Source organism: Bartonella sp. AA1HLJMS (assembly GCF_042197445.1).
Classification (GTDB): domain Bacteria; phylum Pseudomonadota; class Alphaproteobacteria; order Rhizobiales; family Rhizobiaceae; genus Bartonella.
The window spans coordinates 1-16532 of record NZ_JBHIRW010000018.1 but is presented as its reverse complement, the minus strand read 5'-3'; the positions used below and the strand labels follow the sequence as shown (position 1 = coordinate 16532).

The following is a 16532-nucleotide window of genomic DNA, read 5'->3' as shown; positions in this document are numbered from 1 at the left end:
GAAAACCATATGAAAAGCTTTTGAAAAAAAATTCCTCATCGAAAATTTTTACAAGGTATTTTTTTAGATTATACTCTGTTTTCCACCTAAAATGATGATTTTACCACCTAAAACCAAAGAGAAATGCATGTCACCTTGCATGCTGTATCAACCTTTCCCAAAAGGACAAAGCCCACACCGGTCTTTAAATAATGGCAATCAATAAACAATGGTTTGTAAACAATCTGGCTTCTTATCTAACAGATTTGACTTGGCTTCCCCCTTCAAACGCATCCTTGTAATGTATCCCCTGTCCAGAGTTACTCTACAAAAAAATGCTGCGTTAGGAATACGCACAGACGAAAAACACCCCATGCATAAAATTTTAACCGCATCTCAAACAATGGTATTTTACAACACAACGGGATAAACTATTGTCTTATAGATTTTCTCGTATCACTCTCATCCTGTTTCAAGAAGTTGCCTGATAAGCACAAAATGCCATCTCAGAGGGTTCAATGCCTCACCATGTACTACAACGCATCGCCAACCTGCTGCTCTTGCCAACAGTGCACCCATTTTGAAAACAAAGAGTGGCTTTTTTCCTACACGCTTTGCCAAAAAAGGGAGCGCTCCATTTTGCTTTTTCTCGCTTTAAATAAACATATCCGTTGACCTCTTTCCGCACCTAAAAAGACGAAGATTTTAGCCCTACATCGGTTTGTAAACAATCCAACTCTTCTGAAAGGATTCCGTCTGCTGCTCACTTATATGGTTCACTTGCATGAAAACTCTACGAGCAAATCCTCCCCAGAACATTTGCTAATGTATTAAATACTTTAAGCTATCTTACTGATATCACCACCTTCAATAATAGTGTTTTAATGACGATGTTTTACAGTATAATAGGATAAAATTTACCCATGGGTTTTTTGTCATCGCACAGCAGCGGTTTAAACCCAGCACTTGAAATACTGTATCACGACACCACAAGAGAGAGGCATTTGGGATAAAGTCTTTATTCCTCAGCAAAAAGCGCCATGAATAAAGAAAGGTTTTTTGTTCTCCCCCTACCTTCAATAATCACTGTCTTGATCCTCTAAAGAACAATAGGCAAACTTACCTTTAGACATCCAACAAAGGCAGCACAAAAAATAAAGAGAGTTAAGTTTTTTCTAAAGCGCATCAAAACTTTCTACACAATATATTCAATAAGACTTTTTTTCATAACAAACATTTTAGCATTTTTATCTTTCTCTCCTACAGCTTTCATTCTCAGGCTTTGACAGCATAAACCACCGCCATATTGACGGGGCGTGTTTCATCACCCCCTGTTTTTTGCAACAAGACCTTATGTTCATGCTCTCCCGCAGAATCTGTCAAACAATTTGATCCATACAATACAGCTACGTTTATTGGATAAGCCCTGTTATCTAACTCTATAATCTTTTGTTGAACCTTTGGATAACTATGCTGGTGTTTCCCTGTCGAATCTGTTTTTCCCTCATGGGTATGGGATTGAAAAGACTCTTCTTGTCGGCTTCCCAAGCGACGTCCTTTATCAATTTCTTTTCCACTATCGAGCCCCCGTAAAAACATTCCACGCAAATCGGGAACATTGAATGTTGTTCTCCCGTCTCCTTTTCCCCATGTTTCTCCCAGAACAGCAAAGAGATTAGCATAGTTCCTTCGCGAATATTCTTTACCATCACACAGTAACCATCCAGAGGGTATTTTTTCTGTAGCAAAAGTCCCGATAAATCCAGAAGAAAAAGTTTCAGGCAAAGGAGGAAAGGGCGGAATTTCAGGAAGTTTTATAGTAGGATTGGTTAAAAACCAGCCATCAGCATTTTTTCCGGCAATATCACGCGTATAGACGACTTCATAAAGCCCCCCTTTTTGAATTTCCCCGCCCTTTAAAGGCATAATACCCTCTGGCGTTGCCATATAAGTTGGTCTTGGCGGCAATTGATTTAAAGAAATATTTGTTATTCCTCTGTTGACGCCTTGTGCTTTAAAGCGCACAACAATGCCATCCATATAAGTCTCAAAAAAAGACTTTGTTGCCAAACGAAGTGACGTTCTCTCGTTTTCCACATCGACAGTAAACTGTGTTTCAATCCCGCCCCCATTATCCAACAAATATTCTTTGATGCGTTGCATCATAGCGCGAGCACTATCATTGACTGTGCTTGGAGGTTGCCCTTCTGCCCAGTTTATACTCTCATCGGCATAAGCATTTTCTGATGCAACAATTGACCAATCATAAATCGAACTCATAGAAGATACTCTTTTTTCAAAAAGGGAAAACGAGCAAAAAATGAAGAAAAGAAAGCCGCAATTTTATTTTTAGATGCCGGTATTTTCTCCATTTTCATTTTTTCCATTTTCAGGCCTATTTTGTCATAATCAACATGCAATAACTTTGTTTTCGCATTGACATAAACAGCTTCAGGGTTCACACGCAACACGTCTTGCGCCATAACGCCCTGATAACGTTGTGGATTTCCCTTATAATTAAAGGTATAAAGTGGATATCCCTTTTTCTGCCCCACAGGGATAATATTTTCTTTTGCTCTCACATCACAAAGCCCTAAAATTCCTCCGACCAATCCAAGTACTTGCTGCGCATCACGCAATGGATCTTTTGTCACAGAAGGCATTGTCGTGGATTTTCCTGAAGTCGTTCCGTAATTTCCAGCAGCCTGTGTTCCTACCTGTAACAAACTTTGCAATCGGTTCCAATCTTGATTATCTTTTTCTGACCATTTTTGGCGTTCAGCATCTAAGACATTTTGGCGGTTTATATCTTGAATCATACCCCCTTTCAAAGCATTGCTTTGCACGTTACTCTGTCCTTGATAATAGCTATTTGCCGCATTAACTTGATCATTCTGAGAGCGATCAATCATCTGGTTGGCATTCATCATATTGTTAATATCTTGATTATATTGCTGTGCTGCAGCATTTGTTGCCAAGGCGCCTAACTCATCGGCCAGCACACCAGTATGAGCCCCAGAACCATAACGTCCTGCTCCCGACATCGATTGATTAATTGCATCGGATGTTTTATTCAGAGCATTTTGCAATGCAGTATTAAATTTGCTATTGCTTCCAATCCAGCTTCCCTTAGCCATACCGGAAAGATTTGTAGCGCTGTTGGTTGGGGCATTCAACCATTGCGTTACCGTTGGATTGTTATAAAGCCCTGCTGCTTGTTGTAAACCGGTCAGCGCATTTTTTGTCATATTGCTAAGACCAGCGACTCTGTCTCCCTGATAAACGTTTCCGCCAATTCCTTTATTATAAAGTCCAAGTGCATCAGCACTGGCTTGTTTAAGAATATCAGCCGCCCAAGCAGGTGGAGCATTTGTTTGTGTTGTTGTCTGCACTTGAGGTGTGGTTTTTCTACTCATGGGTTCAGAACCTTTCTATATTGAATAAGATTACGAGAATATCCGTGATGAGCGAGCTTTTTCGCCCATCCAGTTCTTCCAAACATGTGCATTTCTTCAGCATTAATTGTTCGCGCCCATTTTTCGACTTCATCAATCAACTTGACCAATTTCAGCCCTCCCTCTCCAGCAAGATCAGAGAGAACGACGCATTTTTTTCCCGTATGGGTTATTTCAACTTTGGTAATTGCAAAAGCACTAAATTGGATTTTATTTTTTAAGACCAGCCACAATTGTGCTTGTCCTGTAGCGATTTCTTCAGCAATTTTTTCCAGACAAACATCATCCGGAAAGCGCTGAACATATTTTTTCAATGCAGCATTGAGAGCCTCTTGATAGGGAGCTATTTTTTCCCATAGCCACTGCTCTGTCAGATGAGCAGAATATAAATCTTGACTCTCTTGCATCATAATTTTAGCTCTTTTAGCTTTGTCATTTCCCTCATTTGAGCAATACGCATCCCCATGCATACTTCACGCATTCCATGCCCCCCGCACAATAAAAGAAAAAAAGCCCCATCATCCCTTTGTCACAACAAAGAGGGAACTTTTTTCTTTATAAAAATAAACCATGGTGCAGCCTATTTTCCTTTATCGCAGAAAAGCATGAAACATAACGCACCACCTTGTTCTTCATATTATAAAGACACAGCTTATCGCATTGTGCCTTTGTTTATAAAGGCTTGGGAAGTCTATGGGGCATTTGTTCTTTAATAATAGAGGTTTGAGCCTATCGCATGGTATTACAAAAGGGCATGCCTATCGCATGCCGGCCCGCGTCAATTCCACATCAAATCCAGTGACATGAGTCCAATTCACCCCTTCAGGAATACGCAATTTAAAGCGATAAAACCGTGCCCTTGCACGACAATGAATTTGTCCAGTATTATAAGAGGGCTGTTTTTCTGGCAACCAAACAGTTTCCTCTTCAAGAGATTGTCGAAAGCGCATTCCCACAGACAAATAAAACTTTCCACTATTGACTTGAGGCATAATATTTTTCACCCGTGTTATCCTGCCATTTGTCTGCCCCATTTCTTGTGATGTCACGACACAAGCCATAGGACACCCAGAAAACGAACCCAGTCTCCCCTGTTGATCAAATGCCCCCAGAATAGGCGATTCATTTTTCCAAGCTTTACTATCAAGAGAAAAGGACAAGTCATCAATATTCTTAGTCACAAAATCAAGACCTTCTAGGGTTGTTCCGGCTAAGAAAATAGGCAATATCATTTTGATATCGACGAGAGCTTTTGTCCATTTTTGCAATCCCCAATCATAAATGAGCAAGATACGTTTATGAAGATTCTCATCAGAATCAACCATCCAATAAACACGATTATACACCCCATCGATAGCAGCAGATAGAGTGTACAGATTATCCTTCCTTGATTTTGCGGTCATCGTTCGATCGACTTTTTCGAACCCAATGGGTATAATCTGTCCCTCATTTGTTATTTGATAAAACCCGCCCTCATCGGCAAAGAATGCTAAATCGCCTCTACAAACAATTGATTCAGCATTTTTTGCGCCTCGTTTATCGTGGATTTTTTGGAAACTAAAAATAATCTTAGAGCCAGGGATAAAAGAACCGGCATAGATTGCAGAACGCATAAAGATAATTGGATTTGTTGTCTCCGTTGCCCCTTGGACGAATCCGCCATCAGGAAAATCTTGATAATCACAACTTTTTTTCCCCACGGTCCAAAATTCAGCATCATTTAATCCAGACCAATGAACCCTTCTTGGATACTCGGTTAATTTCATCAAACAAACGAAATCTCCCCAGACACGAACAATCCCTGCCTGTGGTGGATTTCCTCCTAAATTTCTAAATGTTTTATCATGGTTAATATCAATCACTTGTGGTTTATCATTGGCATTCACAGCAATGATCAAATCACCAAACAAAGCAAAAGACCACGGAGCATCAACATTAGCCAGATAAGGTTTTCCTTTTTGGCTAATATCTTTCCAGTTCATTGTTGTATTATCAAGCAAGTAGATTTTTTCTCTTGTCCCGACAATAATAGAAACCCCATTTTTTGTTTTAACCGCAAGAGTGCCTAAAATTGGCTCCGGACAAGGCTCTGATAAAGGTTCAAAACTTGGCATAGGGATATAGGAGCCATCAGCTGGGAGCACATTAACAAGTTCATCGGTAAAAATTCCATTGATATCCGCCACATCGGGTCGATAATCAGCGATTGGGAAAAAAGCCATCAAGACCCCCATAAAATCTTTGAAGAGCCCAGTGCCATTCAAAACACCAAGGCTTATTGATAAAAAACCACAAAAGCCCTTAAAACTCTAAAGGCATAAAATTCAACAAAATAAACAACCTTAGGTTGTTTAACGCACCAAAAAAAAACGATACCATCAATAATGGCCACCCCAACGCCATCCACCAGCGCCAAACCAAAATCAACTGCCCGCAAATCACCCCCCCACAATGACGGGGGAAAGAGCCATCACCCCCACCCCCCCATAAAATCTTTGAAGAGCCCAGTGCCATTCAAAACACCAAAGCTTATTAATAAAAAACCACAAAAGCTCTTAAAACTCTAAAGGCATAAAATTCAACAAAATAAACAACCTTAGGTTGTTTAACGCACCAAAAAAAACGATACCATCAATAATGGCCACCCCAACGCCATCCACCAGCCCTTCACCATCAACACCCAACGCGTGTATCCAGCCATAAGTGACAAACCAGCCACCAGTGACAAACCAACCTTCAACGCCAGCCATAAACGATTTGAAATGAACTTTTTAAAAACGCATTGGGCGAATCTTTGAAGAACCTTTTCGGCGCGATGTTTCAATGCGCAAAGCTTGAAGCTGTTCTTGAAAATCTCTGAAAGAAACGGCGGCATATTCAGGATCTTTAAGAATATTTTTATAAAGTTCATATTTTGCACGTGCTTTAATAAGATCAAAAGCATAAATCAACCAAGGGTTATCATCCTCTTTCAGCTGTTCATCGGCAAAATGAACAGGAGCATAAGAAAGCTGTACAGCTTCCACATGTTCTGGTGTTGGAAAGAGTCCTATTTTTTGATCAAGGTAGGTATAAAAGAATGGCGTTCCTAGCGCAGGATGCATACCATATTGTTGATGCAACACTTCCAAGGGCTTAAAGAACAACTTTGTTGGTGTTGCACTCTTTGTTACTAAAAAGACGCCCTCCAAACTCTTTTCTGCTTCAATAAAAACCCCTTCTTCTTGCCCATACCATGTTTTACCACTTTGTGTTTTAAACGTCCTTTCTCTTTTTTCATTAAAGAAAAAGGGTTCGCGTTCACACAAACGCAAAGCCGTAAAAATTGAATCTTGAATTTGCAGGGAATATTCCGCTGTTGTATCGTCAATTTCATCTTGAATAAGCGCGACCATATAAGCAAAAGTTTTAGAATGGTCTGAATGTGTAAGGTTTAGATTTTGGGGATCAGTGGATAAAGTGGTCATAAGCCTGTCCTTGTTTCTGGAAGCATTTTAAATTTTTCCCCCAACAGATCCCTCTTGTTGGGGGAAGAGAGCAAACATTCGCTTTAAGCGGGTGCTCCATAAGTTGGGATGACGATAGTGCCAAAATCCTGAGCCCCTTGCGTACTTCCTGGCAAGGTAAAGCAAGTTTTTTTCATCCCAATAATGGTTTTTGCCGCGACCCCGAATTCTCTTTCATAGTCGAAGAGTTCTTCCACCAATTTATAGCGTGTTGCTCCTCGATCTTTACCAAAAGCAATCACAGCACTCTGCGCACCAAGCAGAACAGCCCGCCGCACATTTGGTACAGCTTTATTTGCCATCCCAGATTCAACCCCTTCGGTAATATGTTCAGCTTCGCGTAAAACCACACCATTATACATGCCCAAAGACCCATCATAGAGCGGATTTTTGATACGACTTCCACTATAGATTGCCTTAGTAATGTCGAGCCATTGCCCTGCATCTGTATTGGTTCGCAATTGCGTCACTTGGGTTGGATGGAGATAAAGCACATAGACATTTTCACCATCAATCCGCACAGGTCTAATTTTAGGATTTGCCAATTTAGCCCGTTCGACAGCTTTATCAATGAGCTTAAGATCAAAAACATCGCCTTCTTTTAAGTCCTCATCCTTTGCTTTATCATTAGGACGTACCACGCGTTTATTGGTTGGTGCCGTTGGCGCATTAAACCCATAATGAACTGGTTTAAGGGTAATCGTGCGTCCTTCAAAGTTAATAGCTTTTGCGGTATAACCACACACTTGAATGAAGAACATCATACTCAGACGATCTGCATACCAATCAACCAAACCATTTTTTGCCTCGGTGCGCAAATCATGGAGAATTCGTTGCTGATCAATTGTTCCCTCATTTTTGACACGCACAGCATGAACGAGTTCATTAATTGCCAAGCGATCATTGAGAAACTGTAAAGCTTCTTCATTGCCTTCCAATGTCTGCCCTTCGCTTACCCCATCGCCTAGCAACTGCACACGCAAATTAAAGCTAATGGCATCCCCACTTGCTTTCGTGGTTTCATCCTTTAACTGTACGATACTGTTTGAATCATTTCCAATCAACGGTGCAATTGGAATTGCTTTTGAGACTTCTTGGTTTAGTAATTTAGACCATGTGCGCACTGCCATTGGGTCATTAAGTCCGATATAAGTTACGGTCATTTTATCCTCTAAAAGTTTTCTTGACATAAAAAAAACCCGGCAAAGCGCCGGGCGCTCAAAACACCACATTTCATTTCAGATGGTGAATAGGTTGTTCGTGAGTTTTATCTAATTTCTGTTAGCGTCTGCCTCCTCCTTATAAGAGCTCTCCTCACCACATCCGTGCTTTGAGAAATCCCCCCGCATTCTCCTGCGCTAAAAGCCTCTTAACGTTCCCGCCCCCCCCCTCACATTCTTGTTTTTAAAATTCTCTTCCCCCCATTAAACGATTAAAAGCAGCTTTATTTTTAGGATCAGCAACCCAAGCGCTAAACTCTGCTTCTGACATTTTATCAAGCATCTCCAAAGAAATCGGCCCATTTGGCGTCAAGCCGTTATAAGCAGCAAGAGTACGTGCAGAATTGTGTCTTTCCTGTAAATTTTCACCCATGTTATTGGGAACATTTGTGTAGCCAATTTTTTGTGCAATAGAGTAAATCACTTCAGCGGGGTTTTGATTTTTTTGCGCACAATCGCGCAAGATCTGCTTCAACTCATCACCAATCAACGCATCAATATTTTTGGGGTCTGCCATCTCAGGATAGAGCGAAGCACAAGCTGCCAACTGTTTAGCCCGCGTTTCATAAATAAAATCAGCTGCTTGATCAAAATCATGATGCTTTTGTTTAACACTGGCAACAGACTGCTGAAAAAATGCATGCAACTGTTCTGCTTCGCGAGCAAGAGAAGGCTGTTGTTTTTCATGTAAAAGCCCTTGTTTTTGGAGTGTTTTTCCCAACCATTGCATATAGCCCATAAAGTCTTTTTGTGGATCTGGTGGAACATCTTCTCCCCCTTGAACCTCTTTTCCAGCCTTTTGCGAAGAGGACTGTTGTTGATGCACTTGCCCTTGGAAATTATCTTCAAGAGTTTTTTCTTCTCTTGCAATTTCACCATCTTCTCCCTCTTGTGTTGAGACCAGAAAATCTTGTTTTAATTGATTTTGTTCTGCCGGCGTTAAGTGTTCTTGATCCATGACATTAGCCTTTTCTTTTTTTAAACAATAAAATTAAATTTTTCAGATAAAACAGCCTGTGAGCATTTATTCCCTCAATGCTCTCCCATCATTTGAGCTCCAGCATTTCCCCAAAGCTCTCCACCCCACATAACGGCAAAACGCCCCCTCTCCACCTTGCTTTTCCCAACAATCCAGCCCTATAAAACAGTTCTTTTGAGAAAAGGAAGCCCATGCACTATAGAAATCGATAAGCCCATTTTGCGCCCACCATGCCCCACCAAGTTCACCCCATATAACGGAAAGACTCCCTCGTTCTCCTGTTTTTCCCCAACAGGGATAGTCTCATAAAACAGCTCTTCGAAGATAAAGGAAGACGACATTACGCTATGGAAATTGTATCGATAAGCAATTTCTGGTAGATGGAATTTATCAGAAGTCGCGCATGACAAAGCGTCCTATTGTTGAGCCTTTACTGTCTGCAACATCTGCATTATCTGCTCTGTTCCCACATTACCCCCCATCTGCGCTGAAGCATTTTGCTCTTCTTGAAAAGAGTTTTGCGCCTTTATCGCAATTTTATGAATAAGTGAAGCGGGTAAAGGCGAATAGCGTAAGAGATCGAGCATAATCTCTGGCGTTGCAAAATTTTGCATCAAAGGAAGCAATTGCATGATTAATGCAAAAGTACGCTCTTTTTCATTAAGACTTGTTGGCGCATCATCCACGACAATATCATATTCCAAGCTTGTCACCATTTCGCGTGTCAGCGGCACATACTGGGCATTTTCATCACCAGCAATACGCACCAACCGCCCATCGGAGAGATAATTTTGAATAAGATAGAGAATAATTTTTCCCTGTCGTTGCCGATATCGACGCAACCCATCAAAAAAGGAAGCCAAAAGATTAAGTGACGATTGTCGCCGTTGTTGTTCAAGAATGCCAGGCTGATTGACAGCTCGCGTCCCAATAAATTCAGAAGACAACCCCGTCACCTGTTCGAGAGCACTCTTTGCTTCATTAAACAATTGGAAAAACCCTTGCGGAAATTGCGCCACGGGTTTAGGCTGGATTCTTCCGCCAGACACAGCCCCACTTTTCAACCAAGTAATGCTATCGGCTCTAGCCCAACTCTCGACGGCTTGTCGATCATCATCAAAAGCATCGCGTTCTGCCATAATGCCGCCTTTTGATTGGCTATTGAGCAAATGCATTACTTGACTAAAATATTTGTTTGCCCACCGTTGCGGATCTTTTGTAGGGCGCACAATTCCGTAAAATTGCCGACTTAACTTATCAAAAGTACCGGTAATACACTCCCATCCCAATTGATTGGGTGGAACCAAGGGCTTATCAGGCGCTTCAAGCAGCTTTCTACCTAAAAATGCCCGTTTGACAATTTTTCTGTTCAACCTTGTTGCTTGGACATGCGGAAAGGTTTTGCTTAAATTTTGGAAATCCTGCTCTGAATAATCGACAAACCTTCCACTTTGAGGCTCAAGGACTTTATAAACCACCTCGCGTTCAAACCAGCGACATTCTGCCAATGTCACCATTTTAGGACGTTGATAGCCGCTCCCCTCTTCTCCTTGATACCCCCTCTCGGACTGATAACTTTGTGTCATCCCATTGCTGGTTGGCTGTAAAAAGCTCTGATGTTTCACCCAATCCGCATGAAGATCACTCCAATGAACATTGGGAAACATTTCCTGCGCTACGGCAAGAGGTTTTTCATCGATATACCATAAGCGTTGAGCATCAATGAGATTAGACTTAACAGCACTTGCATCCCACACCATTTTCATAGGATCCAACCGCGCAATGATTGGTTTTCCTTGGGGATCTTGTTCATAATCAAGGCGTGTATCTGTCCAGCCCATACCGCAAATAATTGCATCTTGAAAAGCATCGGAATCTTCGTATTCACCGTCGGCTTCATCGCGAAACCATTCGGCTGCTCCTGTCAGAATCTGATTAGCAAAGGCTGCGCCTTCTTGTCGTGGAATAAATTGGACTTGTCTTTTATTATTGCGCTCAGCCCCGATCACAGCATTAATTAAAGGTGCAATACGGTTAAAAGTCATCACGGGTCTGTTTTGTTCGTGCAAGACAGCCAAGTCTTGCTCATTCCATTGCCGTCCATTATAAAAATCGTAATCTTCCTGGGCATTTTTTCGCCATTTTTCGACATGACCAATATCATCCTGATACCAACCCACGAGTTTTTTAAAGAGAGCTTGATTTTCAAGCGTTTCGATTTGATCAAAAGAAGAATTTGTAGACATATTCATTAAAAAGCCATCCATGAAGTTTGAGAATGGTGAAACGAGCGATAAGGTTTTTTTCGCGCTTTAGCATTTGGTTGTTCATAAGCCACACACATCAGTCCAAAGGCATCGGCCCCATGGCTAGCCCAATCATGTTCAGCCCCTAGTCCGATATTGCGCTGTTCGTCGCGCTTTTCATGATACCAAGCAAGCGCTTTTCTCCCCGCACATGTCGTTTCACGATTAAACCATAGTGCAGGAAACAACCGCCGTACGGCTTCGATACGCATTTTCACAGCGCCTGTTCCTTGATTAGGAATTATTTTGGTTTGAAAACCGGCTTGTTGAAGGGCACTTTCAAAACTCACATTATAGACACGATCTTTTGTTGCGCCATCATGAGGCAAGACCATAAGAGCCTTTTCATATCCCCTTTGAAAGACCCAGCCCACATGCTCTGAGAGAGGTTGTCCTTGGGCTTCATAATAATCGAGCACTCGGATTTCACGTCCAACAAATTGCGCCACCCACAATGCGGTAGCATCAGCCTTTGCTCCTGTTCCCCCGATATCCCAAAAGATTCTCACCTGCATCAAAGGATCCCGTGGAACAGTGGTAATCCGCCCTTCCATTTCGGCTTCGAGCAGACATTTCTGATAATAAGCCCCTTGCACAGCTTGGAGATATTCGCCTTCCCAAATATGGTTATACTGCTCTGGTCTTTGCTGCAAATCGTCCATTCGATCACGATTGAGTTTTTCAGGAAATTGCGGATTATCACGCCAATTAATTTCCACCCCTTTGATATGAGGATTATCGACATTTCGGAAACGTTTTTCCACGGCTGCATTTTCATGGCATGGGTTCCATGTGACCCATAATTCTGCATTCCAATCTTTTCCTTCTTCGCGCAAAGTTGGAATAAGTGTTTGCCAAGCAGTTTCTGTCACGGGTTCGGCTTCATCGACCCAACAAAGGAAAACGCGACCCATTGATTTAATACTTGCGATATTGCGATCAAGCCCAGCAAACACATAGACAATCCGTCCATCTTTTGACTTAATATATTTATCGCCGATTTCATAATAATCTTGTAAAAAAGGATAAGACTCGATAGCGCGTTTAATTTCCTCCAAAGAACTTTCATTAAGAGAATTTTGAAATTGCCGTGCACAAAGAATAATCCCGCGTTCTCCAGCCATTCCATGGCGATATCCCACCACAGCAGACATCAAAGCAAAAGAACGTGTTTTTCCAGAACCGCGTCCTCCCCAAGCGGCTCGCACATCGGCATTTCCAGTAAAGACAGGAATAAGCTTTGGAATAAGAGCCACTTGAGCCGTTTTCTGCTCAATTTTTTGAGAAATTTTCTGAACAGTTGTCATTATAAATTTTCATACTTTAGCAATAATTGCGCTGCACCCTTTTGCTTATCCCAAGTTTAATGATCCCAGAGCAATTGAACGAAAAGAGCAATTGAACGAAAAACGCCCTTCTCAAAAGCAGCGCTTTATCTTTTCTTCATCCTAATATTCAATAAATTTCACTTTTTTGCATGAGATCCCCTTGACCCCACCTATGCGCCCCAAGCCCCCAAGGCACAAAAGCCCCACCCCCTCAAACACCGCGCCTGTCATCCCCCAACCACAAGCAAGGTATCCTCCCCAACCAAATCATAGCCTCAGCACATGGCTCTCAGGCATATCCAAAGCCCAACATCCTCCAATATCATGCCTCTCAAGCATCACCAATCCTCACACTTTATCCCCCAAGATACCCCCACCAAAACACATGCATCAGGCAAGCATAACACTTCTCTCAAGTTTCATGCCCCTCACCCATCAAAACACTGTTCCATATCCACCACACAAATACCCTGCACCAAATCCCCTCCAGCACACGGGCCCTTACGGCATCATTCACCAAAGCCCCTTCCCAATATCACGAGCGCCCACAAACACGATAGCCTCCGCTTCAATCCCCTCAAGATAGGCAATCACCAAAGCAGCCCCCTTGCAAGACATCACCCCACATCACCCACCTCAGCCTAACATTTTTCAATATCACAAGCCTCAGTTATCGAGGTATCATGCTTCTCCGGTTCACTATTTTTTGCATTCACTGGTACAATCTCAATACGCGAAACTGTTTTTGATATCTCCACACCTTCAATAACGAGAAAAAACCAAATCTTCACCAGATGTCCAAAACAGCAAATATCATCAAGCACTCCCCAACATCTTTCAGGTATCGCGCCCCTCACGCATCGCCATAAAAGCATCTTGCCGGCCCCTCTTCAAACAGACCACCCCAGACGCCATGTACCCCCAAAAAACACCATATGCACCGAAGTCTCCTCCAGTCCACGTCCTCATGCATCCCCCACCAAAGCCCAACAACTTCACAGCTCACACGCCTAAAGCACACGCCCCTCACCGCAATTTCAATCATAAGCTTTCAGACAAACATCTAGCATCCCCGTTCAAAGACAATATCCCTTAAACATCATGTGCCAAAACCCAATATTTTCTCGTAACTTCAAGCCTCAGTAACCAAAGGATCATGCTTCTCCGGTTCGCTATTTTTTGCATTCACTGGTACAATCTCGATACGCGAAACTGTTTTAACCTGCCCTTCTCCAGCCCCCTGAAGAGGCAACACTTTTGCCAGCAGCGAAAAAAAAGGTACGGGATTATTCAACGCATGATACTGAAGATAAGACACCAGCCCATCTTCACCATAGTGATATCCAGCCTGCTCCGCCGCTGTCAAAAGAGCTTCATTAAATCGCTTTGTTGTTTTATTTAAAGCCCCTTTTTTCCGCCCTCTTCGACGTAAGGGAAGACAATGTTCATCTACCATCATCATGTTCCTTCCAACTAAAGAGAAACCAAAACCTCAAACACAAAAAATGACATAAAAATCAGCAACAAAATTTGACAAGCATTCAACAATTAAAAAAAATGGGACACACCCAAAAAGATAAGAGCCCACATAAAGCCCAAATCCTCCGCATAATTTTACAGATTCACATTTTTACGCTTTTACATCATTACAGAAAAAAGCCAAACGAAACACCCACATCACCACCCCACGCAGCTCTGTAAACACGGGTCTGTCAACAAGCTGATTTCTCGTCTATCAGATTTCCCTGCTGATTATTTCATATGGCTATCCCACACTTCAAAGAATGGTGTTTCATCAAACACGCCAGATAAGCTCTGATCTACAATTCGACTTCAAAAAGCAAATTTTCCTCTGCTGAATAAAGCTTCCACCCCGCACCGGTTTTAAACTATCATCCAACCTCTTCCCCAGTAAATTCCCCTACTAACATCAGATTACCACCCCCCCAAACATCCCTATTTTACAATATAACAGACTAGAAAATCTTTTAATTGTTCTTGCCAATCCCTTGAAATTACTTTATCACTCAAAGGATATATTGATCGTCCACGCAACGATCAATAAGGGATAGTAAAGCCCTAAGCTCTAGCGTAAGAATGAACCCACTTTGTGGGTGTCCCGGGATTCCGGGAGTTTTTGCTATGTCCAGGTGTGATAAGCACTAAAAGCAAAAATGCTGACTAGAGCTCAGTACTTTACTACTCCCGGAATACCAATGCGAGGGCGCTCGCAACCGGAGGGGAGCTTGAAGTGCAAACTAAAAATTCACATTTCAACGATATTTCAATAGGTAAAAAGATCCGTCATAGAAGAATTTCAATGGGACTTTCTCAAAAGGAATTAGGAAGCCATTTAGGTGTCAGTTTTCAACAAATCCAGAAATACGAAAAAGGATTTAATCGTGTAAGCGCGGGGTGTTTGCTCGAAATTGCTAAAAAACTAGAGGTTCCTATGAACTTTTTTTATGCGGACCTTTTAACAGCAGATATTCCCACAAAAGAACATGCCTTACACCACGATCAAGACACATACAGCGAAAAAGAATACGCACTTTTGAAAAACTTTAGAGAGCTCGAAGCGAAAAAACAAAAAGCAATCTTGTGGTTGATTTCTGATTAGACAAAAGCACACCCATCAACATCCCTCGCCAATATATCCAACACCCTTAAAATATAAGCTTCAGATCACGACACTTCAAAGAAGGCAATTTTATCAGACACGACAGATAAGCGCTGCCCTAAAATATTCCCTCACACACTTTTCTCCAGTCAACGCGATTTATACCCCTCTTCATCCCAGCTTTCCCCGCTCCATTCACAAATGCGTCCCCTAGTTCTCCGACCACATTCCATGTCAAGACAAAAGCATACAACGCATAAATCCTTCACTTCACTTTTACGTATTCACGTTTTTACGCTTTTACATCTCTACAGAAAGCAGTCAAACGAAATTTTTCCCCCAGCATCTTACACTGCTCTGTCAAGAATCCGACATCTTGTAGCAGTTTCCTCCTACCAACCCCACTCAGACAGATCAGCACACCATACCCCTCAAGCAACGGTATTTCACCACATTCAACAAGCAAGCCTTTTCTAAATATTCTTACACCCATCCCTCTCCAACACAAAGAGCGAAAGCTCCCACAAATACCGATCAATTCCGCTTCGAAGCAAAGACCCCACCCAAAAGACAAAGCTTCACACACACACCAAAAAGCTTCTCCCACAGTGCCAATTTTCACATGCTTCATCCTAGCTTTCCAATTCATTTGCAGACTCGTTCCCCAGTCCTTTCCCCCATTCCATGTCAAGACAAAAGCATACAACGCATAAATTCTTCACTTCACTTTTACGGATTCACGTTTTTACGCTCTTCTATCTTTACAAAAGGCAGCCAAACAAAATTTCCAAACTAACCCACCACTCAATAAACAAGAGTCTGTTAACAATCCCACTTTTTATCGCGTATATTGCATTTGGGCAACCACCTCTCACCACCCCTCAAAGAATACTGTTTCACCAGACACGGACAGATAACCCCTACCCTCCAATATCCAGACACTCTCACAAAAAGCACCTTATTGATATACCCGAATTATTGATATGCTTGAAGGTCCCTCGACGGCATATCCTTGCCTCTAATGCCTCCATCTCACCCTACCTCAAATGACAATATTTTACAGCATAAGGCATAAGGCATAAGGCATAAGGCATAAGGCATAAGGCATAAGGCATAAGGCATAAGGCATAAGGCATAAG

Annotated in this window: 17 protein-coding genes; 1 reads left to right on the top strand and 16 read right to left on the bottom strand. The window is 42.0% G+C overall.

Annotated elements, in window-relative coordinates; genetic code table 11:
- Positions 1 to 441 precede the first annotated feature (441 nt).
- From ACFIQE_RS06095 to ACFIQE_RS06025, 15 genes are all read right to left on the bottom strand, one after another.
- Positions 442 to 600 (bottom strand): hypothetical protein, encoded by a 159-nt coding sequence (locus ACFIQE_RS06095; RefSeq protein WP_375621454.1) that lies wholly within the window; start codon positions 598 to 600, stop codon positions 442 to 444.
- 654 nt (positions 601 to 1254) lie between these two features.
- On the bottom strand, positions 1255 to 2259 hold the full coding sequence (locus ACFIQE_RS06090; RefSeq protein ID WP_375630224.1) for a phage tail protein: 1005 nt from the start codon (positions 2257 to 2259) through the stop codon (positions 1255 to 1257).
- Positions 2256 to 3395: a tail fiber domain-containing protein gene (locus ACFIQE_RS06085; RefSeq protein WP_375630223.1), complete on the bottom strand. Its 1140-nt coding sequence runs from the start codon at positions 3393 to 3395 to the stop codon at positions 2256 to 2258. The genes ACFIQE_RS06090 and ACFIQE_RS06085 overlap by 4 nt, the downstream gene beginning before the upstream one ends.
- Positions 3392 to 3844: a hypothetical protein gene (locus ACFIQE_RS06080; protein WP_375677862.1), complete on the bottom strand. Its 453-nt coding sequence runs from the start codon at positions 3842 to 3844 to the stop codon at positions 3392 to 3394. Before ACFIQE_RS06080 ends, ACFIQE_RS06085 begins: the two co-directional genes overlap by 4 nt.
- Before the next feature lie 348 nt (positions 3845 to 4192).
- Positions 4193 to 5656, bottom strand: coding sequence for a hypothetical protein (locus tag ACFIQE_RS06075; RefSeq protein ID WP_375631834.1), 1464 nt, complete (start codon positions 5654 to 5656; stop codon positions 4193 to 4195).
- Positions 5657 to 5709: 53 nt separating this feature from the next.
- The gene (locus tag ACFIQE_RS06070; RefSeq protein WP_375707389.1) at positions 5710 to 5871 is read right to left on the bottom strand and encodes a hypothetical protein; all 162 of its coding nucleotides are present in this window, start codon (positions 5869 to 5871) and stop codon (positions 5710 to 5712) included.
- 118 nt (positions 5872 to 5989) lie between these two features.
- Positions 5990 to 6184: a hypothetical protein gene (locus ACFIQE_RS06065; protein ID WP_375706887.1), complete on the bottom strand. Its 195-nt coding sequence runs from the start codon at positions 6182 to 6184 to the stop codon at positions 5990 to 5992.
- Positions 6185 to 6205: 21 nt separating this feature from the next.
- Positions 6206 to 6901, bottom strand: coding sequence for a hypothetical protein (locus ACFIQE_RS06060; RefSeq protein WP_375621460.1), 696 nt, complete (start codon positions 6899 to 6901; stop codon positions 6206 to 6208).
- 83 nt (positions 6902 to 6984) lie between these two features.
- Positions 6985 to 8103, bottom strand: a complete 1119-nt coding sequence (locus ACFIQE_RS06055) for a N4-gp56 family major capsid protein (RefSeq protein ID WP_375610676.1) — start codon at positions 8101 to 8103, stop codon at positions 6985 to 6987.
- A gap of 241 nt (positions 8104 to 8344) precedes the next feature.
- The gene (locus ACFIQE_RS06050; RefSeq protein WP_375702893.1) at positions 8345 to 9118 is read right to left on the bottom strand and encodes a hypothetical protein; all 774 of its coding nucleotides are present in this window, start codon (positions 9116 to 9118) and stop codon (positions 8345 to 8347) included.
- A gap of 437 nt (positions 9119 to 9555) precedes the next feature.
- The gene (locus ACFIQE_RS06045) at positions 9556 to 11406 is read right to left on the bottom strand and encodes a portal protein (RefSeq protein ID WP_375702891.1); all 1851 of its coding nucleotides are present in this window, start codon (positions 11404 to 11406) and stop codon (positions 9556 to 9558) included.
- Positions 11391 to 12752 carry a PBSX family phage terminase large subunit gene (locus ACFIQE_RS06040; RefSeq protein WP_375631846.1) on the bottom strand — a complete coding sequence of 454 codons (1362 nt, stop codon included), beginning with the start codon at positions 12750 to 12752 and terminating at the stop codon, positions 11391 to 11393. Before ACFIQE_RS06040 ends, ACFIQE_RS06045 begins: the two co-directional genes overlap by 16 nt.
- 662 nt (positions 12753 to 13414) lie before the next feature.
- On the bottom strand, positions 13415 to 13630 hold the full coding sequence (locus ACFIQE_RS06035) for a hypothetical protein (RefSeq protein ID WP_375641003.1): 216 nt from the start codon (positions 13628 to 13630) through the stop codon (positions 13415 to 13417).
- Positions 13611 to 13742, bottom strand: a complete 132-nt coding sequence (locus ACFIQE_RS06030) for a hypothetical protein (RefSeq protein WP_375611677.1) — start codon at positions 13740 to 13742, stop codon at positions 13611 to 13613. Before ACFIQE_RS06030 ends, ACFIQE_RS06035 begins: the two co-directional genes overlap by 20 nt.
- Positions 13743 to 13905: 163 nt before the next feature.
- The gene (locus ACFIQE_RS06025; RefSeq protein WP_375673961.1) at positions 13906 to 14229 is read right to left on the bottom strand and encodes a hypothetical protein; all 324 of its coding nucleotides are present in this window, start codon (positions 14227 to 14229) and stop codon (positions 13906 to 13908) included.
- 795 nt (positions 14230 to 15024) lie between these two features.
- Between ACFIQE_RS06025 and ACFIQE_RS06020 the strand changes: the two genes are divergently transcribed.
- Positions 15025 to 15393 (top strand): helix-turn-helix domain-containing protein, encoded by a 369-nt coding sequence (locus tag ACFIQE_RS06020; protein WP_375707388.1) that lies wholly within the window; start codon positions 15025 to 15027, stop codon positions 15391 to 15393.
- 292 nt (positions 15394 to 15685) lie between these two features.
- On the opposite strand, the gene ACFIQE_RS06015 is transcribed toward ACFIQE_RS06020, so the two are convergent.
- On the bottom strand, positions 15686 to 16024 hold the full coding sequence (locus ACFIQE_RS06015) for a hypothetical protein (RefSeq protein WP_375707387.1): 339 nt from the start codon (positions 16022 to 16024) through the stop codon (positions 15686 to 15688).
- Positions 16025 to 16532 lie beyond the last annotated feature (508 nt).